This window comes from Pseudocolwellia sp. AS88, assembly GCF_030551755.1.
Taxonomy (GTDB): Bacteria; Pseudomonadota; Gammaproteobacteria; order Enterobacterales; family Alteromonadaceae; genus Pseudocolwellia.
Genome location: NZ_JAUPEC010000026.1, coordinates 21,340 through 46,924, shown reverse-complemented (window position 1 = coordinate 46,924; position 25,585 = coordinate 21,340). Strand labels below are relative to the sequence as shown.

24 protein-coding genes and 1 pseudogene are annotated in these 25,585 nt (G+C 33.5%); 23 read left to right on the top strand and 2 right to left on the bottom strand.

What is annotated here, in order from left to right; translation table 11 throughout:
- Positions 1-77: 77 nt before the first annotated feature.
- The 19 genes from Q5N69_RS15560 to Q5N69_RS15470 all read left to right on the top strand — a co-directional run bounded on the left by Q5N69_RS15560 (position 78) and on the right by Q5N69_RS15470 (position 22,157).
- On the top strand, positions 78-539 hold the full coding sequence (locus Q5N69_RS15560; RefSeq protein ID WP_304370011.1) for a hypothetical protein: 462 nt from the start codon (positions 78-80) through the stop codon (positions 537-539).
- Positions 540-758: 219 nt separating this feature from the next.
- Positions 759-2,126, top strand: a complete 1,368-nt coding sequence (locus Q5N69_RS15555) for an MFS transporter (protein WP_304370010.1) — start codon at positions 759-761, stop codon at positions 2,124-2,126.
- Positions 2,126-4,516, top strand: coding sequence for an NdvB protein (locus Q5N69_RS15550; protein ID WP_304370009.1), 2,391 nt, complete (start codon positions 2,126-2,128; stop codon positions 4,514-4,516). Before Q5N69_RS15555 ends, Q5N69_RS15550 begins: the two co-directional genes overlap by 1 nt.
- 563 nt (positions 4,517-5,079) lie before the next feature.
- Entirely contained in the window at positions 5,080-6,270 is a 1,191-nt protein-coding gene (locus tag Q5N69_RS15545) for a lipopolysaccharide assembly protein LapB (RefSeq protein ID WP_304370008.1), read from the top strand.
- Between the two features lie 100 nt (positions 6,271-6,370).
- Positions 6,371-6,928: a phosphoribosyltransferase gene (locus Q5N69_RS15540; RefSeq protein ID WP_304370007.1), complete on the top strand. Its 558-nt coding sequence runs from the start codon at positions 6,371-6,373 to the stop codon at positions 6,926-6,928.
- 182 nt (positions 6,929-7,110) lie between these two features.
- Positions 7,111-8,379, top strand: a complete 1,269-nt coding sequence (locus Q5N69_RS15535) for an ectonucleotide pyrophosphatase/phosphodiesterase (RefSeq protein WP_304370006.1) — start codon at positions 7,111-7,113, stop codon at positions 8,377-8,379.
- 247 nt (positions 8,380-8,626) lie between these two features.
- Complete coding sequence (locus Q5N69_RS15530; RefSeq protein ID WP_304370005.1) at positions 8,627-9,841, top strand: EAL and HDOD domain-containing protein; 1,215 nt, start codon at positions 8,627-8,629, stop codon at positions 9,839-9,841.
- Positions 9,842-10,259: 418 nt separating this feature from the next.
- Positions 10,260-11,651: a hypothetical protein gene (locus Q5N69_RS15525; RefSeq protein ID WP_304370004.1), complete on the top strand. Its 1,392-nt coding sequence runs from the start codon at positions 10,260-10,262 to the stop codon at positions 11,649-11,651.
- 198 nt (positions 11,652-11,849) lie between these two features.
- A complete protein-coding gene (locus Q5N69_RS15520) occupies positions 11,850-12,500 on the top strand; it encodes a DUF2959 domain-containing protein (protein ID WP_304370003.1) in 651 nt (216 codons plus the stop codon).
- Between the two features lie 258 nt (positions 12,501-12,758).
- Positions 12,759-13,439, top strand: a complete 681-nt coding sequence (locus Q5N69_RS15515) for a DUF3334 family protein (protein WP_304370002.1) — start codon at positions 12,759-12,761, stop codon at positions 13,437-13,439.
- A 72-nt stretch (positions 13,440-13,511) separates the two neighbouring features.
- On the top strand, positions 13,512-14,333 hold the full coding sequence (locus Q5N69_RS15510; RefSeq protein WP_304370001.1) for an ABC transporter permease subunit: 822 nt from the start codon (positions 13,512-13,514) through the stop codon (positions 14,331-14,333).
- Positions 14,330-15,229 carry an ABC transporter ATP-binding protein gene (locus tag Q5N69_RS15505; protein WP_304370000.1) on the top strand — a complete coding sequence of 300 codons (900 nt, stop codon included), beginning with the start codon at positions 14,330-14,332 and terminating at the stop codon, positions 15,227-15,229. Before Q5N69_RS15510 ends, Q5N69_RS15505 begins: the two co-directional genes overlap by 4 nt.
- Before the next feature lie 42 nt (positions 15,230-15,271).
- On the top strand, positions 15,272-15,598 hold the full coding sequence (locus tag Q5N69_RS15500; RefSeq protein ID WP_304369999.1) for a hypothetical protein: 327 nt from the start codon (positions 15,272-15,274) through the stop codon (positions 15,596-15,598).
- Positions 15,599-15,953: 355 nt separating this feature from the next.
- Complete coding sequence (locus Q5N69_RS15495; protein ID WP_304369998.1) at positions 15,954-16,706, top strand: ANTAR domain-containing response regulator; 753 nt, start codon at positions 15,954-15,956, stop codon at positions 16,704-16,706.
- 465 nt (positions 16,707-17,171) lie between these two features.
- The gene (locus Q5N69_RS15490) at positions 17,172-18,482 is read left to right on the top strand and encodes a CmpA/NrtA family ABC transporter substrate-binding protein (protein ID WP_304370024.1); all 1,311 of its coding nucleotides are present in this window, start codon (positions 17,172-17,174) and stop codon (positions 18,480-18,482) included.
- 142 nt (positions 18,483-18,624) lie between these two features.
- The gene (locus tag Q5N69_RS15485) at positions 18,625-19,572 is read left to right on the top strand and encodes an ABC transporter permease (RefSeq protein ID WP_304370023.1); all 948 of its coding nucleotides are present in this window, start codon (positions 18,625-18,627) and stop codon (positions 19,570-19,572) included.
- Positions 19,573-19,656: 84 nt separating this feature from the next.
- Positions 19,657-20,493 carry an ABC transporter ATP-binding protein gene (locus Q5N69_RS15480; protein ID WP_304369997.1) on the top strand — a complete coding sequence of 279 codons (837 nt, stop codon included), beginning with the start codon at positions 19,657-19,659 and terminating at the stop codon, positions 20,491-20,493.
- A gap of 80 nt (positions 20,494-20,573) precedes the next feature.
- The gene (locus Q5N69_RS15475; protein WP_304369996.1) at positions 20,574-21,731 is read left to right on the top strand and encodes an alginate export family protein; all 1,158 of its coding nucleotides are present in this window, start codon (positions 20,574-20,576) and stop codon (positions 21,729-21,731) included.
- Between the two features lie 195 nt (positions 21,732-21,926).
- The gene (locus Q5N69_RS15470) at positions 21,927-22,157 is read left to right on the top strand and encodes a hypothetical protein (RefSeq protein WP_304369995.1); all 231 of its coding nucleotides are present in this window, start codon (positions 21,927-21,929) and stop codon (positions 22,155-22,157) included.
- 13 nt (positions 22,158-22,170) lie between these two features.
- Here the strand turns inward: Q5N69_RS15470 and Q5N69_RS15465 are convergent, their stop codons facing one another.
- On the bottom strand, positions 22,171-22,398 hold the full coding sequence (locus Q5N69_RS15465) for a glutaredoxin family protein (RefSeq protein ID WP_304369994.1): 228 nt from the start codon (positions 22,396-22,398) through the stop codon (positions 22,171-22,173).
- A gap of 225 nt (positions 22,399-22,623) precedes the next feature.
- Between Q5N69_RS15465 and Q5N69_RS15460 the strand changes: the two genes are divergently transcribed.
- Genes Q5N69_RS15460 through Q5N69_RS15450 form a run of 3 tightly spaced genes read left to right on the top strand, consistent with a single transcriptional unit; the run spans position 22,624 to position 24,148 of the window.
- A complete protein-coding gene (locus tag Q5N69_RS15460) occupies positions 22,624-23,073 on the top strand; it encodes a hypothetical protein (protein WP_304369993.1) in 450 nt (149 codons plus the stop codon).
- 4 nt (positions 23,074-23,077) lie between these two features.
- Positions 23,078-23,602: a hypothetical protein gene (locus Q5N69_RS15455; RefSeq protein WP_304369992.1), complete on the top strand. Its 525-nt coding sequence runs from the start codon at positions 23,078-23,080 to the stop codon at positions 23,600-23,602.
- Positions 23,603-23,611: 9 nt separating this feature from the next.
- Complete coding sequence (locus Q5N69_RS15450; RefSeq protein ID WP_304369991.1) at positions 23,612-24,148, top strand: hypothetical protein; 537 nt, start codon at positions 23,612-23,614, stop codon at positions 24,146-24,148.
- 2 nt (positions 24,149-24,150) lie between these two features.
- Here the strand turns inward: Q5N69_RS15450 and Q5N69_RS15445 are convergent.
- A pseudogene (locus tag Q5N69_RS15445) lies at positions 24,151-24,315 on the bottom strand (tyrosine-type recombinase/integrase); the annotation flags it as partial.
- 83 nt (positions 24,316-24,398) lie between these two features.
- Here Q5N69_RS15445 and Q5N69_RS15440 point away from each other — a divergent pair.
- The gene (locus Q5N69_RS15440; protein WP_304369990.1) at positions 24,399-25,583 is read left to right on the top strand and encodes a tyrosine-type recombinase/integrase; all 1,185 of its coding nucleotides are present in this window, start codon (positions 24,399-24,401) and stop codon (positions 25,581-25,583) included.
- Positions 25,584-25,585: the final 2 nt, after the last annotated feature.

Genomic DNA, 25,585 nt, shown 5'->3' with positions numbered 1-25,585 from the left:
ATTAGGTGTGATATTAATGATACCTTATTTCAGATTATGAGATAATAACCGTATAACTTATTTTAGGGATTAACTCGGTGCTTAAATATATTCAAAAAAGCTTATTAACAACTGTTTATTTCGGGCCTCAAGGTTTTCAGCTATTTAGTGCTGAAGATGAGCAAAAAAGTATACAAGACAAATTTTCTGCTGAACCTGGCTGGAATGATGACTGGTTTGTAATAGGTGTTGATACTGAGTTGGGCGACCCGTACTTAATTGTTAAAAACAGTGATGATGCAGATGTTTATACTGCTATTTTTGAGGGTGAGAGTTGGAGTTTAATCCCTGTAGCCGTTAGCATTGATGCTTTTATTAAATGTTTAACTCTACTGAAAAAATCTAATGTTCAAACTGCTGAAGTTTATGTGCCAGATGCAACAACATTAACAGACGAAGAACTTTTAAAATATTTAGAAGAAGAGTTAATTGAAACGTCTAAATGTAAAGAGTTTTGGCAACAATTTTTTGTTTGTTATATCGATTGGTTAGAAGAATAATCCATTTCAAGAAACGCTATTTAAATATTCAAGAGTAATCCATTATTGACTTGGTTCTAGAAGAATTATATCGTATATGTAAATGTAAGCGCTTTCATTTGTTTTTGTCATAATTAGTTTTATGACTTTATCTAACATTTTAAGGGCTTTATTTCGGGGAAGTGACAACTTATTTCCACTAAATATAAAAAATATAATATAACTATTTTAGGAAAGATGATGAATTCAACAGCTTTAGCCGAGCAAAAGTTATCCATAAAAGAAAAACTTGGTTATGCATGTGGAGACGTTGCTAGTAATTTTTATTGGCGCGTTTTTGATGTGTTTTTATTTATATTCTACACCGATGTTTTTGGTATTCCTGCAGCTGCTGTAGGTACTATGATGTTAGTGACACGTTTAGTGGATGCCTTTTCAGATCCTCTAATGGGAGCATTGGCTGATAGAACAAAAACTAAATATGGTAAGTTTCGTCCTTATTTGTTGTGGGGAATATTACCGCTAGCAGCAGCTGGAGTTTTAACCTTTACCGTACCAGACCTTGATGAAAGCGGTAAGATTGTTTGGGCTTATGCTACTTATATCTTCATGATGTTGGCTTATACATTCATTAACGTACCTTACGGTGCTTTATTAGGTGTTGTAACGGGTAATACGCAAGAGCGAACAACCTTAACAAGTTTCAGATTTATTGGTGCTTTCTCTGGCGGTAGTTTAGTGGCTTTTTTAACGCCTGAACTTGTTAGTTATTTGGGTAATGGTGATGAAGTTACTGGCTGGCAATTGACTATGGGGTTGTATGGTATTGTTGCTGCTATGTTGTTTAGCTTTTCGTTTTACTCCACTAAAGAAAGAATCTCTCCTCCAGCCAATCAAAAAACACCTGTATTACAAGATTTAAAAGACTTAACCAATAATAAACCTTGGATCGTTTTATTTTGTCTTGCTCTAATTATTATGATGACAATCTCCTTGCGAGGCAGTACCGGTACTTTTTACTTCAAGTATTTTGTTGGGCGTGAAGATTTAATAGGCAGTTTTTCTTTAGCTTACATGCTTTCATTAGCTGTTGGTGCTGCTTCTACCCCCTTATTAACTAAATTTTTCGATAAGAAAACCTTGTTAACAATTCTTATGCTTATTGTGGCTGTATTTTCTATCGCTTTTTATTTTGTTCCACAAGATCAAATTGCTTTGATGTTTACCCTGCAAGTATTGATTGGTTTGGCTCTGGGACCTAAATCACCTTTAGTGTTTTCTATGTACGCAGATACAGCTGATTATTCTCAGTGGAAAACAGGTAGACGGGCAACAGCGATGATTTTCTCAGCCGCTGCATTTGCTCAAAAACTGGGTGGAGCTATTGCTGGGGCTATGATCGGTTGGATTTTGGCTTCAATGGGTTATATCGCTAATCAAGCTCAAACGGGTGCATCAGAGCACGGTATTGTTTTATTAATGACCTTAATACCCGGCATTATTGCGATTGTTGCTGTTGTTGCCATTCGCTTTTATCCATTAACTGATGAGCAGCAAAAACAAATTCAAGATGATTTATCCAAACCTATATCTCAGGAAAACATTTAATGTCAGAAAGTAAAACTTATTCATTTGCAGATGATGGACAAACCATCACTTTACATAGTCCAACTAAATTGCCTAATGCGAGTGGATTTTTGTGGAACAGCCAAATGATGATAAACATGAACTGCCGAGGTTATGCTATTGCGCAGTTTATGCAGCCTGAGCCGGCTAAGTACTCTTACGCACCTAACATGGAAGCTAAAACTTTCATGCAGCCGGAGCATGCCTATTTTTCACATCATCCAGGACGCTTCTTTTATATTAAAGATGAAGATACTGGCGAGATATTTTCAGCTCCATATGAACCTTTAAGAACTCAGTTAGATCGTTTCGACTTTGTTTTAAATAAACATAATATAAATTGGGTTGTTGAAAAGTTAGGTATTGAAATACAGCTATCTTTGAGTTTAACAGTCGATAAGCCTATCGAGTTATGGAATGTGACGATTAGAAATCTTACAGATGAAACACGTAATATTAGTGTATACCCGTATTTTTCTATTGGTTATATGTCATGGTTAAATCAATCTGCTGTATTTGATCAATATTTAAACGCTGTTGTAGCGACATGTGTAACGCCGTATCAAAAAGTTGAAGATTATCCTAAACAAAAAGAATTTAAAGATAAGACTTTTTTATTAGCTGACCGAGAGCCTGTGAGCTGGACCTCTAATCAAAAAACGTTTGAAGGAGAAGGTGGTTTACATAATCCAAGTGCGCTAACTCATGAGTATTTAGATAAGGCTGATGCGATATATGAAACGCCGGTGGCTGTATTGCAATATCAAATGAGTTTGGCTGGTAAAGCGAATGAGTCGATAAAGCTTGTTTTTGGTGCGGCTAAAACTAATGATGAAATAGCGGTAATTAAAAAAGATTTATTTACGGTTTCAGATACGAGCAATAAAACTTTTGATAAAGAATTGGTTCAATATCAAGCCTATGTAAATAGTGGTAAAAGTAATATTACAATTGAATCACCAGATGTAGAGTTTAATCACTTTATTAATCATTGGTTGCCAAGACAAGTTTTTTATCATGGCGATGTAAATCGATTATCGACAGATCCACAAACGCGTAATTACCTGCAAGACAACATGGGCATGAGTTATATCAACTCTGCGTTAACTAAAGAGTCATTTTTAACGTCTTTATCTCAGCAATTATCCTCAGGTGTTATGCCTGATGGTGTGCTTTTACATCCTGATGCTGAATTAAAATATATTAATCAGGTACCACATGCTGATCATAGCGTTTGGCTACCTATTTGTTTGTCAGTGTATCTGTCAGAAACAAATGATGCATTGTTGCTCAATCAAGAGCTTGCTTTTGCTGACTCTCAACAAACTAAAAGTGTAAAACAACATATAGATTTAGCGATGGAGGCTTTAATAGCTGCAAGAGATCACCGGGGTTTAAGTTTTATTGAACAAGGTGATTGGTGTGATCCTATGAATATGGTGGGTTATAAAGGTAAAGGTGTTTCAGCATGGCTTTCGTTGGCGACAGCTTACGCTTTAAATACTTGGGCTGATTTATGTGAAACATATGCTGATGAACTAGATAAAATTACTTACTTTAGAAAAACGGCTGAAGAAATTAATGAAGCCGTTAACCTTAACTTATGGGATGGTCAATGGTACGGACGCGGTATTACTGATGATAACGTGGTTTTCGGTATTAAAGAGGATATTGAAGGACGTATTTATCTAAATCCGCAATCTTGGTCCATTTTAAGTGGTGCAGCAGATAAAGCTAAAACTATCAGCATGATGAATGAAGTTGAACAGCAGTTATCAACGCCTTTTGGCGACATGATGTTAGCACCTAGCTATACAAAAATGCGAGACGATGTTGGCCGTTTAACGCAAAAGCATCCAGGGGTTTCAGAGAATGGCGCTGTATATAATCATGCGGCTATTTTTTATGCTTACAGCCTTTATAGTATTAATAAGGGTGACGAAGCCTTTAATATACTAAAGAAAATGTTGCCGACATTAGACGATGTTGAAAAGCGTGGTCAACTTCCAAATTATATTCCAAATTATTATCGTGGTGCATATAAACAATTTCCTGAGCAAGCAGGGCGTTCGAGTCAGTTATTTAATACTGGAACAGTTGCTTGGTTTCAACGCTGTATTGTAGAAGGTTTATGTGGTTTAAAAGGAGTGAAAGGCGAACTTATTGTTGATCCACAGTTACCTTCGCACTGGAATGAAATGACTGTTTCACGTTCGTATTTAGGTGCAACCTTTAATGTCGAAATCTTCAGAAATGATATTACTGAGAAACTAATAATGCTTAATGAGAACATTTTAATTGGCAACAAGATAAGCAATATTGAACACGGAAAAACTTATAACATTACAGTTATTTTACCTTTAGGTAATTAGATTTAGTGATAACCTGTATTATTAAATCATAATTTTTATCGCTATTTTTGCATTATTAACCTTAATAAAAGAGTGTTTTTAAGGTTAATAAGCAACGATTATTTGATAAAATCCATTCAATAAATTTTATCAGGATTAAGTATGAAAATACTCATACTTAATCCTATAACCTTACCCAGATTTTTATCTTCTTTTATTCCTAGTGGCTTAAATTAAACTCGATGTAATTGACGATTTTTTTAAAATTCATTGTTAAAGAAACCGAGTTAAAACTCTAGAATATTATTGTATACAATATCTATTTTTAAAAACTTTAATAGAGCAAAAGCTCTTATTTATAAAGGTTTTTTAACCATGGCTTAGTATGTTTTAAATTTGAGTATCATTTTATTAAGTTGTTATTAATTAAGGTGGTAGTGGTAACGCGTACCTTTGTGGTTGGTGCGTTCTTATGATCGATTTCGTGATTTTTAGTAAAGCCTGAATTTGTAGAGATGAAATATACAATGTTAGGTGTTTAGGATATAATTACAAACCGTTTTTTATTATCGTGAGTAAATGTCATGAAAAGTATCAACGCACATTTTATTTTTTTAGCTCTTGTTATTTCACTCCTGTCTGGTTGTGGAAATCTTGTAAATTCTTATCGCCAAAATACATCCAACATTAACGATTTATATCTTGATAATGCATTTCCAACAGCAAATGAAATTGTTATTGAAACAGAAAAGGAAATATTTGCATTAGATGAAGAAATGGAAAATATGGTTAAACATATTTTGAAGCCAGAAAAAGATCATGAAAGGAAAGCCCGACTGTTATTAAATTATATTTTTTCATCTAACCACATTGCTATGTCTTACGACAGTGGAACTAATGTAACAGCGATTGATGCTTTTCATGGCAGCAAAGCAAATTGTATGTCGTTAACCATTATGGCTTATGCATTAGCAAACGAAGCAGGGATGAAATTGAAGTTTCAAGATATTGAAGTTCCTGAGTATTGGGTAAGACAGGGAGGTCACCAATTATTGATGGGGCATGTAAATTTATTGATTAGTAAACCAAGTTCTCTTTATAAAGATAAAATGTGGTCTAAAGAAATAATGCAGATTGACTTTGATCCTAATGCTTCAAAAGATCATTTTCCACGTAGAGTTGTTAGTAAAAAAACTATGGTAGCAATGTTCTACAATAACAAAGGCGCTGAAGCTCTAGTAAAATCTCAATATGATCAAGCATATGCCTATTTTAAAGCGGCAACAAAAATGGATCCTAATTACTTTAGCGCTTGGGGCAATTTAGGTGTGTTGTATAAAATTAATCATCATTATGATTTAGCAATCCAGAGTTACCAACATGCTTTAGATTTGAATCCGGAAGACTTGAGTGCTTTAGAAAATCTAGCTTTATTATTTGATAAGTTAGATCGTAAAGATGAAGCTGCTATAATAACTAATAAATTACATAACAAACGTTTGAGTAATCCTCATTATCATGCGTTACTCGCGAGTGAAGCTAAGTATAAAAATGAATACGATTCAGCCATTCGTCATTTAAAAGATGCAATTAAGCTAGAATCTAAGTTTCATGAATTTCATTATGATTTAGCTAAACTGTATTTGAAAACCGAACAGTTTACTTTAGCTAAATCTTCTATCGAAAAAGCGATTAAGTTCAACGATAACATTCAAGTTGAACGTATATATAACAAAAAGCTAAACTTTCTAAACCAAGCATCAGTAAGATATTAGTTAAATATTTATGATCTTTTAATTCAAAACCTAACCATTTGGTAAAGAAATGGTTATAATGTTCGCATAATTATCTAGATACCAAGAGGCACTCATACCAATGGAAAAAAAATTTATAACCGCACAAGAACTTTTAGAAGATTCTTTCAGACTTGCAGCTAAAGTTTACGAAGACGGTTTTAGACCTCAGTTTATTGTTGGTATATGGCGTGGTGGGGCTCCGATCGGTATCGCAGTTCAAGAATATTTTGATTTCAAAAAAGTTGAAACAGATCACATAGCTGTTCGTACTTCTTCTTACTATGGTATTAATCAGCAGAGTAAAGAAATTAAAGTGCATGGTTTGCATTACATCATTGAAAACGCAAACGCTGATGATGGATTATTGATCGTTGATGACGTGTTTGATTCAGGTCGTAGTATCGATGCTTTAATTAAACAACTTAAAAAACTAAGCCGTAACAACATGCCTACAGACGTACGTGTTGCTTGCCCTTGGTTTAAGCCTCAAAACAACAAAGTAGATATTGTGCCTGATTACTATGTTCACGAATCTGATGAATGGTTAGTGTTCCCACACGAGCTTTCTGGTTTAACAGAAGAAGAGCTTGTTAATGGAAAAAGTGATTTAGCAAATATTGTGCATCTTTTAAAATAAAATATGCATTAATGACGATGGTTAATGCTTTTTAACTGTCGTCAATCTTTATCTTATTATCATAAAATTTTAACTTTCTGCTTTTATACTTTTGCTTATAGCTATTTGAATAATAAGTTCATCACTCGCTATTATTCTAATCCTTGATATTCAACTCTTAACAAGAAGTCATATAATCCTCTATGAAAACTATCGTCTTAGCTTCTATTGCTTGTACACTTATTCTTTTTGGTTGTTCATCTGCTACAGATACAAATAGTGACTTAAATGCAAAAACATTAAAAAAGTCGATCACTCCAACAATTTTAATATCCATCGATGGCTTTGCTAATCATTATTTAGAAACCTATCAACCAAAAAATATATTAAAATTAGCTGAAAGCGGTGTAAAAGCTAAGTCGTTAATTCCTGTGTTCCCAAGTAAAACATTTCCCAATCATATTTCAATCGTTACAGGTAATTACCCTGCTACGCATGGTGTAATACATAATAAATTTTATAACCGAGATTTAGATAAACAGTATAAATTAGGTTTAGGTAAAGAAGATCCTAATTGGTTACGCAGTTCAACTTTATGGTCTATAGCTGAAAAGAATGATATTAAAACAGGTATATATTTTTGGCCAGAATCTGAAATTAACACAACCAAAAATAAACCCACTTATCTAAAACCTTATATACACAATACACCTAATAAAAAACGTTTTAATAAGATTATTGATTGGCTAACTTTACCTGAAGACGAACGCCCGAGTTTAGTTCTTGGTTATTTTTCAACAATTGACACTGCAGGGCATGATTACGGAATTGCTTCAGAGGAAGTTAAGCAGGCAATAACTGACTTAGATTTGTTGCTGGGTGAGTTTTTAGATGACTTAGCTAAGAAAGTTGATTACGACGTTAATATTATTTTAGTGTCCGATCATGGCATGACAGATATTTCGCAAAACACTATTCAATACAACCATTTATTTAAAGGCATTGATGGAGTTAAAGACATTCGTGTGGTGAATGGTCAAACCCAATTGTTTGTTTATTTACCTGAAGATGATGCTACGAAAGAAAAAGCTCTAGTTAATACCATCAAAAGTAAACTCAGTACCGCAGAAAAACAGCAAGTGTCGGTTTACGATTTTGAAAACTATCCAGACGCATGGCATTTCAACACCCGATCATCGGTAATGCCTAATTTAGTATTAGAAGTATTACCTCCTTACGTTTTTGGTAAACCTAGAGATAAAGCTGGCGCTACACACGGTTACGATCCTAAGATGAATTCAGAGCTTAATGCTATTTTTATTGCCAATGGTCCTAGCTTCAAAAAAGGCCTTGTGATTGAACCTTTTGAAAATATTTATGTATTTCCTATGATGCTTTCCCTTTTAGGTTTGGAAACTCCTGCAGGAACTGACGCAGATCAAAATATTTTATTGCCAATCTTAGAAGATTAGATAATTAAACAACCTGAACTTTGGCTTATGAATCCTTTAATCTATTGATTCACTAAATTTAAATAAATCACATTTTGTTATTAGTGACAAAAATTAAGTACCTGCATTCACGCATGCAACATAGAAATAACAATATTAGAGATAATTACTTAAGTAGCTTTCCGGTCAAAGTAAAGTAATTCATTGTTAATCTTAGGCATTTAGCTATAGAATGAAGTAATCAGTATCAACTTTATTTTATTCTATTATGCAAAGTACTTATATAGCCAGACAAGCCATATTCAATCGACAATCTAAAACTGTTGGGTACGAATTACTCTTTAGAGATAGCCCGGACAACAAATTCCCTGAAATTGATCAAGATATAGCTACTTCTAAAATCATTATACAAAACCATATTCATGGCAGTATTAAAGCGATTAGTATGGGCAAGCCAGCTTATATAAACTTTACTGAAAAGAGCTTAATTAACAAATACCCTTTGATGTTTAATCCAAGTGAAATTGTGATTGAATTGGTTAGCCACAAGAAAGTAACTAATAATTTAATTAAAATTCTCAGCTACTATCATGAGAAAGGTTATAAAATTGCGCTAACAGAATATGACACAGATAAACAATGGGATGATTTATTCCCTTATATTTCATATTTAAAAGTTAATTTAGATAACGTTAATCCTAAGCAGTTATCTGCTGTTGTTAAGCGTTTAAAAGCTTTTAATGTAAAAATGGTAGCGGAGCGAGTAGAAACACGTTTTCAGTACCTCTCATTAGTTGAAGTAGGCTTTGATTATTACCAAGGTTTCTTTTATCACGAGCCTGAAATTATCGAAGGTAAAGCATTAACACCGATTAAAGCTCAAATGTTAGAGTTAATCAGTGAAACATTTAATTCTCCTCTAGTTTACGAACGTATTGCCGATATTGTTAGCCATGATGTCAACCTGAGTATTAGTTTACTTAAAATGGTAAACAATGTTGCGACTGGAACACGAGTTGAGATTACCTCTCTTAAGCAAGCTACTGCTTATTTAGGTGAAGATAAGTTGAAGCAATTTGTTTCCATTCTTGCTTTATCAAAACTTACAACTGAACAAACAGATGAAGTATCTAAGCAAGCGCTTATTACCGCTAAGCTTATGGCATCGATTGCTGAACATAATAAGAAATTTTCAAAAGTGGCTGATTTTGCTTTTATTACAGGTTTATTGAGTTCTCTTGAGGTGTTGCTTGGTATGCCAATAAAAGAAATTATTAATACCATGCCATTAGCTAAGCCTATTGAAGATGCGCTTACCGAACATTCAGGTTTGTTAGGTGAGTTACTCGATTTTACTGTTGATTATATTACAGGGCAAGTTCATGGACTTGCAGAACAAATGAAAATATATGAATTGAGTAGTGAAGAACTACATCAAGAGTTTGTTGAAGCAAGTTTATGGTGTCAGCAGTTAGCAGGTTAAATAAAATTGATGTACACAATCATAGGTACAAATAACATGGATAGGGTGGTTGTGTTTTAGCTACCTTATTTGATTCAGTGGATATTGAAAAATTGATCTATGACGATAAAATAGTTGTATGCAAAGGTGATGGATTATTAGGAGCTACCAGTAAGGTGAACTAGGGAGGATGTCCAAAGCTCTTACTGCTTACATTAGTGACTTAAACTTTGTTTCTTTTGTATCGATTAACTGGTGCTTTTTTCAATTGCTCTTTGGCTTTAGGTGGATTCATTTTATATTCATTTAATACTGGATTATTTTACTAGATTTACTATTTTTATTTGAGAACTTAACAACACACTTCGAGCTATTTAAATAATATCAATTAGACGTTAAGCATCATTTTTCATTTTCTATCACGTTAAAGGAATGCTACTTGCAAAAAATCAAGCTATCACAAGATGAAAACCTTTCCATAAAAACTAGCTACAGACTTCTGCCTCAAGAGTTTCAGCAGTTAGATTTATATATTTCGATCCCAGAAGAAATGGGGATAAGTTCAAGTACGTTATCAGAAGAAAACTTCTTTTACAGCAGTATTTCTTTTAGTAGCGCTTATTATTCCGAAAACTTACATTTACCTTTAGTTAGAAGTCGTTTTGTCAGCCAACAAAAAGGTGAGCAAAGTGATTATCGCACTAACTTAAACCTTTTCTCTTATCAATTACGTATGGCGTTAGAAACCGACGTAAAGCAAACCATCAAAATTAAAGATGTAGAAGAATACTACGAAAAAGCGATAGAAATTGCTGAGCAGACTGAAGGCTTATTGAAGAAGTTAAGACGTTACACACCGCCAGATAAAAAACTCAGCTCTTATTTTGAAAATATAGATAACTTTTTAAGTTGGAAAACAGAACAGGCTTTCTTAAATATTTTATCTAAAGGCCCAAAATCTAGCGAGTTCACTGAACACAAAAATAGATTGCTCGATTTATGTAGGGCTGAGTCTGCTTATCGAATTGAGAAGAAATACAACTCTGCAGTCACACTAGAAGACCCGAACAGAATCACCAATAAAATGCAGTTACTGCAAAGGTTAGGGGAATACGGTGTTGTATTTTCTAAAAAAACTACCCACCTAAATGTTAATTTAAAGCGTTTTGTAAGAGGTGCTATTACCGCTATTATTATGGCCTTTGTAATGTATATTGTACTTAATGCACGTACTGCTTTTACAGAAGTTACGGTTGTATTAATCGCCTTTTTAGGTTTTATCTATGGAGTTCGTGAAACGTTCAAAGATGAGTTAACTCGAGTTATTTGGCGGCGAATTCAAAGAGGCAGGCCTAAATGGAGACATACTTTCTTAAACAGCTTAACTAAAAGTCGAGTTTCTTTTCAAACGGTTTGGCTTGAATACATGAGAAACAAAGACCTTCCTAAAGAAGTTGATGAGCTTTTTCAAAAACGTAGGCATCAAAATAAATTAGCTGCGCATTTACTGCATTTTAGATGTGACTCTAAAGTTACCGTTAAAAACTTTTTACCTGGATATGAAGAGATACAGAATCAGATAAATTTTAATTTAACCCCTTTTGTTCGTTATCTTAGGCGTGGTGAAGGGCGACTTTATACCTTAGATGGCAACAAAATTAGTAGTGAAGGTGTTGAAAAACGTTACCAGCTAAACATGGTGTTAGTGCAGAAGAATAACAAAGAGCGTTATATGCAACGTATTAAAATAACCATGAATCGTTCAAAAATTATTAATATTGAAACAATCGAAACAATCGAGTCGGGTACTGAATCTACCAAAACAGAATAGAACCGAAGTATTGTTAATGCATTGAATCTGATTAATTTAATATAGCGAAACAATAGTTTTTTACAAAAAATTAACACAATGACATAAATAAAGTTATAATTGATAAATCTAATTGGTTTAACTATTAATTTTTTAATTTGTTTCTCCATTACTTATTTAAATTAAATCACTAAAAACAACAAGAATTAGGCGGCTTTCATGAAAACCCTATATAAAAATATAGCTTTAGTCTTTGTATTAATAAGCTTATCGGCATGTCAGTCGGCATATTATTCAGCAATGGAAAAAGTTGGCGTACATAAACGTGACATTATGTTAGATAGAGTTGAAGGTGCACAAACAGCTCAAGAAGAAGCTCAAGAGCAATTCAAATCAGCGCTTGAACAACTTAGTTCGCTTATTGAATTCGAAGGTGGCGATTTAGCTGAGCAATATGAAATTACAGAAGAGCAATATGAAGCAAGTAAAGCTGCTGCTGATCAAGTAACGGGTAAAATCGAGTCGATCGAAAGTGTTTCGGAAGCTTTGTTTGAAGAATGGCAAACTGAGATTGAACAGTACAGTAGTGCAAGTTTGAAAAGACAAAGTCAGTCTAAGCTCAATAGCACACAACGCCAATACAACACGCTAATTAAGTCTATGTATAAAGCAAAAAGCAAAATGGATCCTGTATTAGCGACACTTAAAGATAACACGTTATATTTAAAGCATAATTTAAATGCTCGTGCGATTGGTGCATTGCAAGGCGAATACAAAACCTTGCAAAAAGATGTTGCCGTATTGGTTGATGAAATGAGTAAGTCTATTAGTCAGTCTCAGAAGTTTATTGATTTATTACAAGAAAATTAATCAATACCCATTTATTTGTTAAATTATCTTAGCGGATCCTAAAAGCATTAATCATAGATTAATGCTTTTTTTTGCGTTCTTTTCCCTAACTAATATAAATAACATTAAGTTTAAGGTTAAATTAAGCCTGAAAACTTAACTACAGGCTAGGTTTATCTATAATTTTAAAAAAAATGTTGTTGTTTTATACGATTTTTCATAAAAATCTCAATTAGCTGTTATAGTTTAAGTAGTTATATTCAACAGAGTCATATTAAAGTGAGAAAAAACAAAATAGTTACTACTGAAGATATCTTAATCACCCTTTGTAAATCTGTTTCAGAAATTCTATCAAAGGCAACTGGTAGTAAAGTTACTTATTCGGCTATGGTACAAAAAATTACTCGTACTTGTTTGAAACCAGATGTCGCTTGCTTTGTTTTATTTGATGGCGGCTTTAATGGAATTGTTGTTAATAATTTTACTTCTGATGCGGCTATTGAGATATACCGAGATTACATGAAGAATATGGGAATGCCTGAATCTGAAATTTCTCAATCTTATATGGCTGATGATGTTGCCAATGTTTTGGGCGAATTAATGAACCAATGTGTTGGTGGTTTTACCCATAAAATTAAGAACGAATTACAAACGAATATTACCCAAAGTCAGCCAAAGATGTTGGTGATAAGCAAGTCAGTTAATATATCTATTGATACTGTAATGGAAAGACCTCAAGCTCGACGAGTGAGTTTTAGTACTTCAGAAAACAATATCTTTTACCTTGAACTTGCTATGGACAAAACAGAGTTTATTAAATTACATGACTTTGAATTAGAAGACGAGTTTGATCCTGACGACATTATTGCTTCTTCTCAAAGTGAAAAAAATACAAAAGATAAAACTCAAACCTTAACTGATAATGCCGATGATGACTTTATGGCTGAACTTGGTCTTTAACCGTCTGATATAGTAACGTTTTAATAATCTATATGTTAACATCCAAATCTAATAGATTAACTAAGGGTTTGGATGTCTTCTCATTTTAATATTTCCCGTATCTGGGCTATCACAGCCTTTGAATTAGCTCGGCTTTTTGCTTCTAAACGCGGTTTGGTTGTTCTTTCTAGTTTTTCTCTTATTTGGTTTTTGATTTTCTATTATATTATTGGTTCAGCCAGTGATTTTATATCAACAGAAACTTTCAAAAGTATTGCCAAACAGGCTTTCGGACAACTTAATTTATCTGCTTTATTAGAATGGGAACTCCCCGAGTTAACTATCTACTGGATAGTTTCAGCCTACATTTTACCTTTCTTTGCTCTAATGTTTACTTGTGATCAAACTTGTTCAGACAGAGAACGAGGTACATTACGCTTTATATTATTAAGAACAAGTCGAACCGAATTACTTTACGGTCGATTTTTAGGTCAGTTACTCATTATCTCAATTTTAGTTTTAGTTACTTTAATTGCTAGCTTGTTATTCTCAGCTTTTAATCAACAAGACGTTTCTATTGCTTCAATGGGCTTGTCATTTGTTATTCTGTTAAAACTTATTGCGATTAGTTTGCCATTTATCGCCAGTATGTCGCTTATTAATGTATTTGTTAGCTCGGCTAAAATGTCGTTGATCGCGTATTCATTAATATATATAGGTTTAGGCATAGTTATTAGTTTATTGAATAACTTTGTATTTGATGTGTCTTTCTTATTTTATGTTTTCCCTGGAGGTCAGATTGAAAATATTATTGGCTTCCAAAGTAGTGCTTTTACTAGTTATGGAATTCCTCTTCTTCAAAGCTTAGGTTATCTGCTTTTGGCACAATTTGTTTTTAAAAGGGCTTCATTATGAGTTCATTAATTAAAGTAGATAATCTGAATAAAAGCTTTGGTAGTAAACAGGTTTTAAAGGATATTAACTTTGAAGTTGTAAAGGGTGAACCTGTTGCTTTAGTTGGGCCCAATGGTGCAGGTAAAACCACACTGTTTAGTATCTTATGTGGTTACATTCCATATAACAGTGGCAGTGTTTCTATACTCGGTGAAAACCCAAGTACTGCTGCGGTAAAAAATCACTTCAGTGCATTACCTCAAGATGCTCAATTAGATCCAAAATATTCAATTGAGAAGCAGCTTCAGTTTTATGCTCAGTTGCAAGGCTTTACAAGTAAACAAAGTATTATAGAAGCCCATCGCGTTTTAAGTTTGGTGGGGCTTGCTGATAGTTATAAAGTTAAACCGTTAGAGTTATCACATGGTATGCGTAAGCGTGCATCTATAGCTCAGTCGTTAATGGGATCTCCACAACTTATTATATTAGACGAAGCCACAGCAGGGCTTGATCCTAAACACGCTAAAGATATTCGAGAAATTATTTCTAATTTGTCTGGCGATATTACCTTTGTGCTTAGCTCTCATGATTTAAGCGAGCTTGAGCGCTTATGTGATCAAGTTTTATATTTAGAAAACGGTAAGTTACAAAATCATCAAGTACAAACAAGTGATGACGACTTACAGTATTTAACTCTACGTATGAAACAACATTCAGATAATTTTGTGCAAGAAATATCAAATATACCTGGCGTACAAAATGTGTCATTACTACAAGGTAAAGAATATCTTATTAGTTATAAAGTCATAGAGAATTCAGCACCTTTAGATATTACCTTTTTAACCTTATGTTATAAGAATAACTGGACTTATTCGCAGCTTGTTAAAGGTAAAACTTTAGAAAACCAACTTTTCTAACCGATGAGTTAAACCTTAAATAACGAATTTGGCATATTAAACATGATGAAAGAAAATACCCAAAAGCTTTATGAACTTACTGTAGAAGCAAACGATATATTTATTGAAAAATCCCCAAGCATTAGCACTTCAGTAGGGTTAATGGATAAAGTATTGAGAAAGAAGGGCATCAATGCAGACGCTGTTACAGTAGATGCAATAGTAAGTAAAAATCGTTTAATTTTCATTTTATTAGATAGCGATACATCAACCGTTGGCATTGGTTTAGGTAACATAGCACAAGACCAAATTAACTTAGTGGAACAAATTGCACTGAGCAGTTTAAACGCTAAAATCATTGCGGATAAATTAATTACTTATTTAACCTAAGTCTACCTTGTAGATTTAAGCCATTTTTAATCCGCCAATCTTGTTATATTAAGTGGCTTTTTTAGTGATATTTATATCTTCAAACTTCTTAAAACATTCAATGGGCTACAGCCTTTAATTATTCTATATGCTAGTTATATAAGCGGTAAACTGAATAATATATCTTACCTACGTAAAACTTCGTAAAATCCCACATTAGCGCAAGGTTGCATCATTTCAGCACATACATTTTTAACTCGTTTTTAGTAATAATTTAAGTTGCTGATATTTAATAAATATTTATGCTTCTAGTGTTGGTCTAATTTTTGAATAGTGTTTAGTAAACAAAATTCTTTTATTACTATTGAGAATTGATATGAACACTGTGAAAAAGCATTCTTCACAAAGTAATGCTAAAAGTAAGCCCAAAATATTATTAATCGAAGACACACACTATAAACATAAAAATATAATGAGTGTGCTTGACGATGCTCAATATGAAGTGTGTTGTGTGCTCGATGTTGCAAGCTTATATGTAGATAAATCTTGTAGCATTGAAATATCCGATCAAAAAGATAAGACTCAACAAACCGTAAAACTTAAATCAGATAATAATGGATTGGTTAATTTATTTAACGATGCAGATAAAAATTCAAAGAGCTCTTCTTTGATTAAAAAAATTGAACAACATAATCCAGATATCATTCTTATTGGTATCGAACTTCCTCATGAGAAGATGCTTATTAGCTTGCAAACTATTTCAGACTTCATACCTACACCTATTGTCATGTTTTCTGAGCAGGAGGGCGTAGATCTGATCCAACCGTTAATTAAAGCAGGTGTCACTTCTTATATTGCAGGCGTGTCAGATTTCACCCGGATAAAATCTATTTTAGAAACAGCCTCTGCACGTTTCAACGAAGAACAAAAGTTAAAGCAAGAATTGAGTAATACTAAAAACAAGTTGTTTCATCATCGCACTGTTGAACAAGCCAAATTATTATTAATGAAAAACAAAAACTGCACAGAGCAAGAGGCGTATCACAACATGCGCAAAATGGCGATGGACAATGGCCAGAAGGTTGAAGATGTTGCTAAAAACATTCTGTCCTTATCAGCAATAATATAAGTAACCAAGATGAACAGTAGCGCACCAAATGATTGTTTACATGTTCGATATAAGTGCAAGAATTTTTAAGTTGTTACATTTTGAAATCTTTGGTTTGTTATTAAGTTGCTGATTAATATATTTATTTGCAACTTGGCACAGTAATGGCTGTGTACAAGATTAGAAGATTTATATTTTTATCATAGAAAATAAGTAAAAAAGAATACCATGTTTATTATTACAAAAGCGAAATAGTAAACCTTAAGAGTAAAACTCTTACACACATTAAACTAATGTTACTGCAACGGCGTAGTTATTTATTAGTTTGGCATCGTAGCCCACTACAACTGAATTGTTATCCGGTGTTGTAGTGGGCTTTTTTATTTGGAGAAAAGTATGTTTGCTAAACCCTTAAAGAAATTTAACAAAACACTATGTAGCGTAATAGTTACGAGTTGTTGTTTATTAACTGGCGCGATAACGAGTATGTCTGTACAAGCTGAAGAAATAGGCTTTGCAGAGAAAGAAGAGCTTAAGTTTGGTTTTATTAAATTAACCGATATGGCGCCTATCGCTATCGCTTATGAGAAAGGCTATTTTGAAGATGAAGGCTTATACGTAACGATTGAAGCACAAGCTAACTGGAAGGTGTTACTTGATGGCGTAATTGATGGTCGTTTAGATGGCGCGCATATGTTAGCAGGCCAACCTATTGCAGCAACTATTGGTTATGGCACTAAAGCTGAAATTGTTACACCGTTTTCAATGGACTTAAACGGTAATGCAATTACTGTATCAAATACAATATGGGAACAAATGAAGCCTAACATTCCAAAAATGGCAGATGGACGTCCAGTACACCCAATAAAAGCAGATGCTTTAAAACCTGTTGTACAAAGCTATATTGATCAAGGTAAGCCATTCAAAATGGGTATGGTATTCCCTGTATCTACACATAACTACGAGTTACGTTATTGGTTAGCCGCTGGTGGTATTCACCCAGGCTTTTATGCACCACATAAAGGTGATACATCAGGAACTATTGATGCACAAGCACTTCTTTCTGTAACGCCACCACCACAAATGCCAGCGACAATGGAAGCCGGAACTATCTACGGATATTGTGTAGGTGAACCTTGGAATCAACAAGCTGTATTTAAAGGTATTGGTGTTCCAGTTGTTACTGATTATGAAATATGGAAAGACAATCCAGAAAAAGTATTTGGTTTATCTAAGTCTTTCACAGAAAAATACCCAAACACTACCTTACGTTTAACACGTGCTTTAATTCGTGCCGCTAAATGGTTAGATGACAACAACAACGCTAACCGTCCTGAAGCTGTAAAAATATTATCGCAATCTAACTACGTAGGTGCTGATTACAATGTTATTGCTAATTCAATGACAGGTACTTTTGAATACGAGAAAGGCGATAAACGCGCTGTACCTGACTTCAACGTTTTCTTCCGTCATAACGCAACTTACCCTTATTACTCTGATGCTATTTGGTATTTAACACAAATGCGTCGTTGGGGACAAATCAGCGATAGTAAGCCTGATAGCTGGTACAAAGATATTGCTAAAAAAGTTTACCGTCCTGACATCTATATTGCTGCTGCAAAGTCTTTAATTGCTGACAAACTAATTAGTGCAAGTGAATTCCCTGATTTTGAAACTGAAACAGGTTTCCGTAAACCACAAACACACTTTATTGATGATTTAGTTTACGACGGTACTCAACCGAATGCTTACATCAACAAGTTTAAAATTGGTTTGAAAGCAGACGATAAGATTTAATTTGGTATTAATTATCATTTTAGCCACGTTTTTAGCTTAATTGATGAATGATGTAGGCCGGTAAAATGGCCTACATACAAAGGAAATAAAAGTGAACACCTTAATTAGTAAATTTGTAGCAAGTAACTCAGCACTTAATGTAATAACAAAGAAAGTGACGCGCTTTAGTGACTTTTCAAAGCCCGTATTATTACCTGTAATTGGTATGCTGATTTTTCTCTTTTTATGGACTATTGCCGCTAGCAGTATCAATACATCGCTAGGTAAATTTCCAGGACCAGCAGAAGTCGGTACGCAAATGGTAAACCTTTATCAAGAGCATGTTGCAGAACGTGAAAAAGCTGATGCCTTTTATAAAAGACAAGATGATCGAAACGCCAAACGAATTGCTCAAGATCCAAACTATGAAGCCAAAATCCGTTCATACACGGGTAAGGAAACGTTTTTAGATCAAATATTCACCAGTTTAATTACCGTGATGAGTGGTTTTATATTGGCTGCATTTATTGCTGTACCTTTAGGTATAGCCATAGGATTAAGCAAGAATTTGAATATGGCAATTAATCCAATTATTCAAGTGTTTAAGCCTGTTTCCCCATTAGCTTGGTTACCTTTAGTAACTATGGCTGTGAGTGCACTGTATGTATCGGATGATCCTTATTTTGCTAAATCTTTTGTTAACTCACTAATTACAGTAACTCTTTGTTGTATATGGCCAATGGTTATTAATACTTCAGTTGGTGTTGCCAGTATTAACCAAGATTGGGACAACGTAAGTAAAGTATTACGTTTACCAAAATTAAAACATATTCAAAAAATTGTTATACCAGCTGCCATTCCATCAATTTTCACAGGTATGAGAATGTCTTTAGGTGTTGCTTGGATGGTACTTATTGCCGCTGAAATGTTGGCGCAGAATCCAGGTTTAGGAAAGTTTGTTTGGGATGAATTTCAAAACGGTAGCTCAGACTCTTTAAGTAGAATTATGACCGCGGTTGTTGTTATTGGTTTGATTGGTTTTTTATTAGACCGAACCATGCAAAAAATTCAATATCACGTGTCTTGGAACAAAGAAAGCGCGAAGCTTTAATCAACATTTATAAACAAATCATCACAAATTATACATTGACCAGATCGCACAGCTATACATAGCGTGCGATAAGGAAGAAAAATTATGACTACGTTATTAAACATAAGCAAAATTGACATGGTATTCCCAACACCAAAGGGCGACTTTACCGCGTTAAAAGATGTAGATTTACAAATAAAAAAGGGCGAGTTTATTTCACTTATCGGCCATTCAGGCTGTGGTAAATCAACGGTTCTAAATGTAGTAGCTGGTTTATACCAAGCTACTAAAGGTGGCGTTCTGCTTAACAATAAAGAAGTAACTGAACCAGGACCAGAGCGTGCAGTTGTTTTTCAAAATCATTCATTATTACCTTGGCTAACCTGTTATCAGAATGTTGAGTTAGCTGTAAAGGAAGTGTTTAAAGGCAAAATGTCTGCGCAAGAAATGAAAGATTGGATTAACCACAACATAAACTTAGTACATATGGATCATGCCGCTCACAAATTACCTGATGAGATATCGGGTGGTATGAAACAACGTATAGGTATCGCCCGTGCATTAGCTATGCAACCAGAAGTGCTATTAATGGATGAACCTTTTGGTGCTCTAGATGCATTAACGCGAGCACATATGCAAGATTCATTGATGGAAATTCAAGACGAGTTAAACAACACCGTTATTATGATCACTCATGATGTTGATGAGGCTGTTTTGTTATCTGACCGTATTGTCATGATGACGAATGGACCTGCTGCAACAGTTGGCGAAATTCTTGATGTAAATCTTCCTAGACCAAGAGATAGATTGGCACTGGCTAAAGACCCTGAATACAACAATTTACGTTCTGCTGTACTGACTTTCTTATACGAAAAGCAACGTAAAGTTGAGACTATCGCTCCGAGCAAAACAAGTGATAAAACGAAGAAAGACGTAGCTTAAAATAATTAAAAAAATTAAAAAAATCTTTAAAAATTAACTGAAATACAAAAAATAATTAAATAAAAATTATAGGACCAAACATGAAACTTAATAAAATATCTTTACTTGTTACTGCTGCATTAGCATCAACAACATTGTCTACATTAGCTGCAGATGAATCTAAAACCACATTAGATTTTAACTTACGTTACGAGTCAGTTGACCAAGATAACGCACTAAAAGATGCAAGTGCATTAACATTAAGAACTCGTTTAACTCACGCTACTGCAAGTTATAATGGTTTTTCAGCTGTTGTAGAATTTGAAGATTCACGCGTTATTGCTGGCGTAGATAATTATAACGATACAACGGGTAACAATGCTGGTATTTACTCTGTAGTTGCAGATCCAGAAACCACTGAATTAGATCAAGCTTATGTACAATACAAGACGGATAAATTTACAGCAAAAGTTGGTAGACAAGTTGTAACTCTAGATGGACATCGTTTTGTTGGTCATGTTGGTTGGAGACAAGACAGACAAACATTTGATGCAGCTAACTTTATGTATCAAGCTTCTGAAAAGTTATCAGGTAGCTATACCTATATCTCAAAAAGAAATCGCATCTTTGCTGAGGCAAATGATCTTGATTCAAAAGATCATTTATTAAATGTAGCTTACAAAACTTCTTTAGGTAAGGTTGTAGGTTATGCGTATTTACTTGAAGTAGATAACGGCACAGATAATGGTTTAGATACTTACGGTATAAGCTTTACAGGTAAAAAAGACGGATTTTTATACGCAGCGGAAATTGCGACTCAATCTGACGATGCGTCTGATGCGGATACAAGTTACTTAATGTTAGAAGGTGGATACAACTTCGGTAAAGTTACGGCTAAATTAGGTTACGAATCATTAGGAAGTGACAAAGGTGTAGGTTTTTCAACTCCTTTAGCTACAGCACATAAATTTAATGGTTGGGCTGATCAATTCTTAGGCACACCAGGTGTAGGTTTAGAAGATATTTACGCTACTGTTTCAACTAAGGTATTAGGTGGTAATTTGTCTGTTACTTATCATGACTTTTCATCTGACGTAGATAGCGTTGATTTAGGTTCTGAAATAGATGCGGTATATGCAAAAGGTTTTGCTAAAAACTATAAAGCAGGTGTTAAATTAGCGTCTTACTCTGCTGGTGATGCCGGTTCAGGAAAAGTAGATACTGATAAAATTTGGGTATTTGTAACCGCTAAGTTTTAATCATTAATTGATTAGGTTTTACAAAAACGCACTTAATTGAGTTAAGTGCGTTTTTTATTTATTTGAAATTAGCTGAGATTGTTCACAGATCAAAAACAATCAGCTTCAAACATTAAATTTTAATTAACACGCGCCTTTAAATAGATTACATTAGCGCCTTATTTTCCCAAGTACGAAAAATATCCCGAGAAGTTGATGATCAACAAGTTAATCACCGTATTATTATTTGCCGCATGGTTTAAGCTATTTAACGTATTTTTTTATTCTTTTTTAGAAATACCCGTAGAATTTGTAACAGGAGAAGGTGTGAACTTATATAAAGTATACTGGATAGTATTTTTTATTCTTACCACCTTGCTTGCTTATAAAGCCTTACACTTTGTATTTAATTTAAATAGTAAGGTAGTTGATACGGCTGAGCGTTAAGATTTAGTTTACGCTAATCTTTTACCATATTCTGAAAGCCTTTAATTGAAAAACCATTTAAGAATTGCTCTCCAATTTTTAAAACCGGAACACTTCTATAGCCTGTTTTATAAAACTCTTTTTGACCAACAGGCGTTTTAACATTACATAATCGATAGGTAATGTTATTTTTATCTAAATATTGTTTAGCTACATTGCAATGCGGGCAATTAGCCATTGTATATAAAACAATCTTTTTCATGGTGAACCTACAGTAAGTATCTTTTCAGTAACATTAAGATTAATAGGCTAATTATACCTAATCTTAATTCAAATTTATTAAATTAAAGTCAGTTTTTAAATTTTACTGTGTTTTCTTATTTTAATTGTGATTGTTTACTTGAAATCTTAAAAAGCAACTTGTATTAACTTACAAGGTAAAATAGTATTTTCGGGCTATTTTTCCACTCTATGAAAAGGACCTTCAGTGCAGCAATATTGTAATAACGAAGAATTAAAAGAACCTAGCTTTTTAGACATCAAACTTCCTGTTTTACTTTTAATTATTAACCTATTTGTTTTTCAAATTATATTTCATCTATCTACAGCAACACTGATCTCTGTTGCAGCTAAGCAAAACCTATTTTCATTTAATGGTTTAAGTCAATTCACATTTGATATGTGGTTTGTTGTTATTTTATTTTCGGTTGGCTTGTTCTGTTATTCAAAAGTTAAAAAGCAAACAGAATGTTTGTTAGTATTATTACTGATTGTACCTACACTTATTATATTGTTGTCGCTAGTAAGAGATGTTTCTAGCCTAATTGTTATAGCTCTTGCTGGCGTTATCTCTTTTTTGATTTGTCGATTTAATTATCAAAAATTGTCTGCTAAATATTTAGAAGATGCAGCCAACTCAAATAAAGGTGTTAAGTAATAAAATGAAGCACTTTATTTATCTTATAGTGTGTTTGTTAACCCTCAGTATTGGTAGCCTGTTTGTACTTAAAAGCCCTAAAGGCGAAGCTTGGCTAAGTGTTTCAGACTTTTACGATCATAATGTATTTGCTCAAAAATTTATAAATTTCAAAAATAGCATCTTAGACAATACAGATTCACTTTTAAATGATTCAAAATCTTTGATTAGTGATTCGTTAAATAGTGAGAGCCAAGATGCTCCTATTTATAAATGGAAAGATGAAAAGGGCACTTGGTATTATTCAGACAAACCCCAAGAGAATAGTGAAGCTTGGATAAAACCAGAAAACTTAACCGTGATACCTGCGATTAAACCATTAGTAGCAGAAGAGTTACATCCAGTAAAAGTTAATAAAAGTAGTCAACCTTCAGGTAGTAAAGGCACTAACCCCAATAAAATTACCGAGCTTATGAATGATGTAAGTAATGTTCAGCAGTTAATGGATAACAGAACTAAAGTTATTGATGAACAACTTAAAAAACACTAAGCAATTATGATGATTGTTATTTTACGACTTGCTTTAGTCGCTGTGTTGTCTGTTTTTGTGATCAACTTTATTTTCTCATCTTTAATTGGCTACTTTTACCAATCGGAAACAGAAGCCGCTATTCAAAAATCTACATTGTATCTTGAGCAAGCAAAAAATAATCAAGAAGCTTATTTAGAAGCCAAATATAAAGCTAATAATAATATGCTCATAAGGCAGCTTGAACTAGAGCAGAAAATGAACTTACAAATACAACACAGTCAGCACCGTTACGACTTTAAAACTATTGAACAGATTCAAGAAGAACGATTTCGACAAGAAATTTACGACAAAATCAAACAAGAAAACCTAAAAGAAAGAAAGCAAAAACAACAAAGAGTAGAAGAAATAGCTAAACGTAAAAGACAAATAGAACGAGAGAATAGGGCACATATTAGAAACGAAAATATAAAAACCTGCACTTACTGGACACAACAATATAAAGAAATATCGACTGCTAAAAATAAAGTATTTAAAGAAGCTGCTTGTAGTCGTGCTTATTTATAAAGTTAAAGATCAGATAAAGGACTTCTTACGCCATTCGCCCCATGCTCCATAACATGAGTGTATATTTGGGTTGTTCTAATATCAGTATGTCCCAACTGCTCTTGCACTGTACGAATGTCAGCTCCACGTTGCAATAAATGAGTCGCGAAAGAATGACGCAACGTATGTAAGATGATCTTATATTTGTTACATACATAATACTATTATTATTCTATTCTAATAGTAGATTGGTATTTTAAGGTCATTAGATTTGCAATTAATTTATACAGATTCTCACTTCACTATTTCGGGTCAGAGTTACTCTAATATACCCATCCTAATTGATAAAAACTGTGAGATTGTTCGCCCAGTTTATCAGTTCATTATTTATTTGGTCGTACAAGACTCTAGAATTCAAAGCTTAAGAACTGTTAAAAGTTATGCCACCTCACTACTCGACTATTTTTCTTTTTTAGCTGCAAATAATATTGATTGGAATGAAGCCTATTTAAACGATACCGATAATTTCTCTTTAAGCGCTTTGGCTTTATATAGAAATTGGTCTAGAAGCTTAGTAAAGAAAAATGGTAAACGATGGGTATCTGATTCATCTATAAATCTACGATTATCTGTTTTAAAACGTTTTTACAATTATTGTTATAAAAATGGCTTAATTGATTTTGAACCATGGGAAACACTATATAAAGTTATGCCCGAAAGTATGCCTAGCTTTTTAAGACATACGCATGGCCAGAACCAAATAAAAAGTAATGACCTCGTTTTAAAGACGTTTAAAAAGTTGCCTAAACTTTTATCATTAGATCAATGTAAAGAGCTAATAAGCGCTATTGATAGCACCACGTTTAAATTGATTACTAAATTAATTTTATCTACTGGTTTAAGAAAAGATGAAGTTATCTCTTTTATTTCTGATCATATTTATGAACCTAATTTAACTAATCTAAATAAGCGGATTTCAATAGATTTAGAGCCTACAGCGAATGGGCAACGAACTAAAGGTAGTAAACCTAGGAGAGTATACTTGTCAGTAATGTTGATGAAGGAATTATGGGATTATATTAATTTCGGTGAACGAGTAATTAGGTTTCGTAAATATAAAGCAAAGTATGGTCATGAATCACCTTTTATTTTTTTGAATCGTTTCGGCTCTCCTTTTAGTGAAACTGCACTTAATACTGTATATGCTAAATTAAACAAGGATAAAGGAGGAGTATTAAATTTTAAAGTTCACCCTCATATGTTGAGACACACTTACGCTACAATTGAATTATATGCGGAGTCTAAGAGAGTTGGCACTACAAAAGCACTTGCTTGGGTAAAAGAAAGAATGGGCCATTCGTCTATATCCACCACAAGCATTTATCTTCATTGCATTGAAAGTCTTGAAGAAAAAGAATTATCAACTTATCAAATAGAATTAGATGAGATGGAGTAAGT

Bases quoted from the DNA above. Each gene is read 5' to 3' on its own strand.
- Q5N69_RS15555 (WP_304370010.1), top strand. From the start codon at position 759: ATGAATTCAACAGCTTTAGCCGAGCAAAAGTTATCCATAAAAGAAAAA.
- Q5N69_RS15550 (WP_304370009.1), top strand. From the start codon at position 2,126: ATGTCAGAAAGTAAAACTTATTCATTTGCAGATGATGGACAAACCATC.
- Q5N69_RS15545 (WP_304370008.1), top strand. From the start codon at position 5,080: ATGAAAAGTATCAACGCACATTTTATTTTTTTAGCTCTTGTTATTTCA.
- Q5N69_RS15540 (WP_304370007.1), top strand. From the start codon at position 6,371: ATGGAAAAAAAATTTATAACCGCACAAGAACTTTTAGAAGATTCTTTC.
- Q5N69_RS15535 (WP_304370006.1), top strand. From the start codon at position 7,111: ATGAAAACTATCGTCTTAGCTTCTATTGCTTGTACACTTATTCTTTTT.
- Q5N69_RS15530 (WP_304370005.1), top strand. From the start codon at position 8,627: ATGCAAAGTACTTATATAGCCAGACAAGCCATATTCAATCGACAATCT.
- Q5N69_RS15520 (WP_304370003.1), top strand. From the start codon at position 11,850: ATGAAAACCCTATATAAAAATATAGCTTTAGTCTTTGTATTAATAAGC.
- Q5N69_RS15510 (WP_304370001.1), top strand. From the start codon at position 13,512: ATGTCTTCTCATTTTAATATTTCCCGTATCTGGGCTATCACAGCCTTT.
- Q5N69_RS15505 (WP_304370000.1), top strand. From the start codon at position 14,330: ATGAGTTCATTAATTAAAGTAGATAATCTGAATAAAAGCTTTGGTAGT.
- Q5N69_RS15500 (WP_304369999.1), top strand. From the start codon at position 15,272: ATGATGAAAGAAAATACCCAAAAGCTTTATGAACTTACTGTAGAAGCA.
- Q5N69_RS15495 (WP_304369998.1), top strand. From the start codon at position 15,954: ATGAACACTGTGAAAAAGCATTCTTCACAAAGTAATGCTAAAAGTAAG.
- Q5N69_RS15490 (WP_304370024.1), top strand. From the start codon at position 17,172: ATGTCTGTACAAGCTGAAGAAATAGGCTTTGCAGAGAAAGAAGAGCTT.
- Q5N69_RS15480 (WP_304369997.1), top strand. From the start codon at position 19,657: ATGACTACGTTATTAAACATAAGCAAAATTGACATGGTATTCCCAACA.
- Q5N69_RS15475 (WP_304369996.1), top strand. From the start codon at position 20,574: ATGAAACTTAATAAAATATCTTTACTTGTTACTGCTGCATTAGCATCA.
- Q5N69_RS15470 (WP_304369995.1), top strand. From the start codon at position 21,927: ATGATCAACAAGTTAATCACCGTATTATTATTTGCCGCATGGTTTAAG.
- Q5N69_RS15465 (WP_304369994.1), bottom strand. From the start codon at position 22,398: ATGAAAAAGATTGTTTTATATACAATGGCTAATTGCCCGCATTGCAAT.
- Q5N69_RS15455 (WP_304369992.1), top strand. From the start codon at position 23,078: ATGAAGCACTTTATTTATCTTATAGTGTGTTTGTTAACCCTCAGTATT.
- Q5N69_RS15450 (WP_304369991.1), top strand. From the start codon at position 23,612: ATGATTGTTATTTTACGACTTGCTTTAGTCGCTGTGTTGTCTGTTTTT.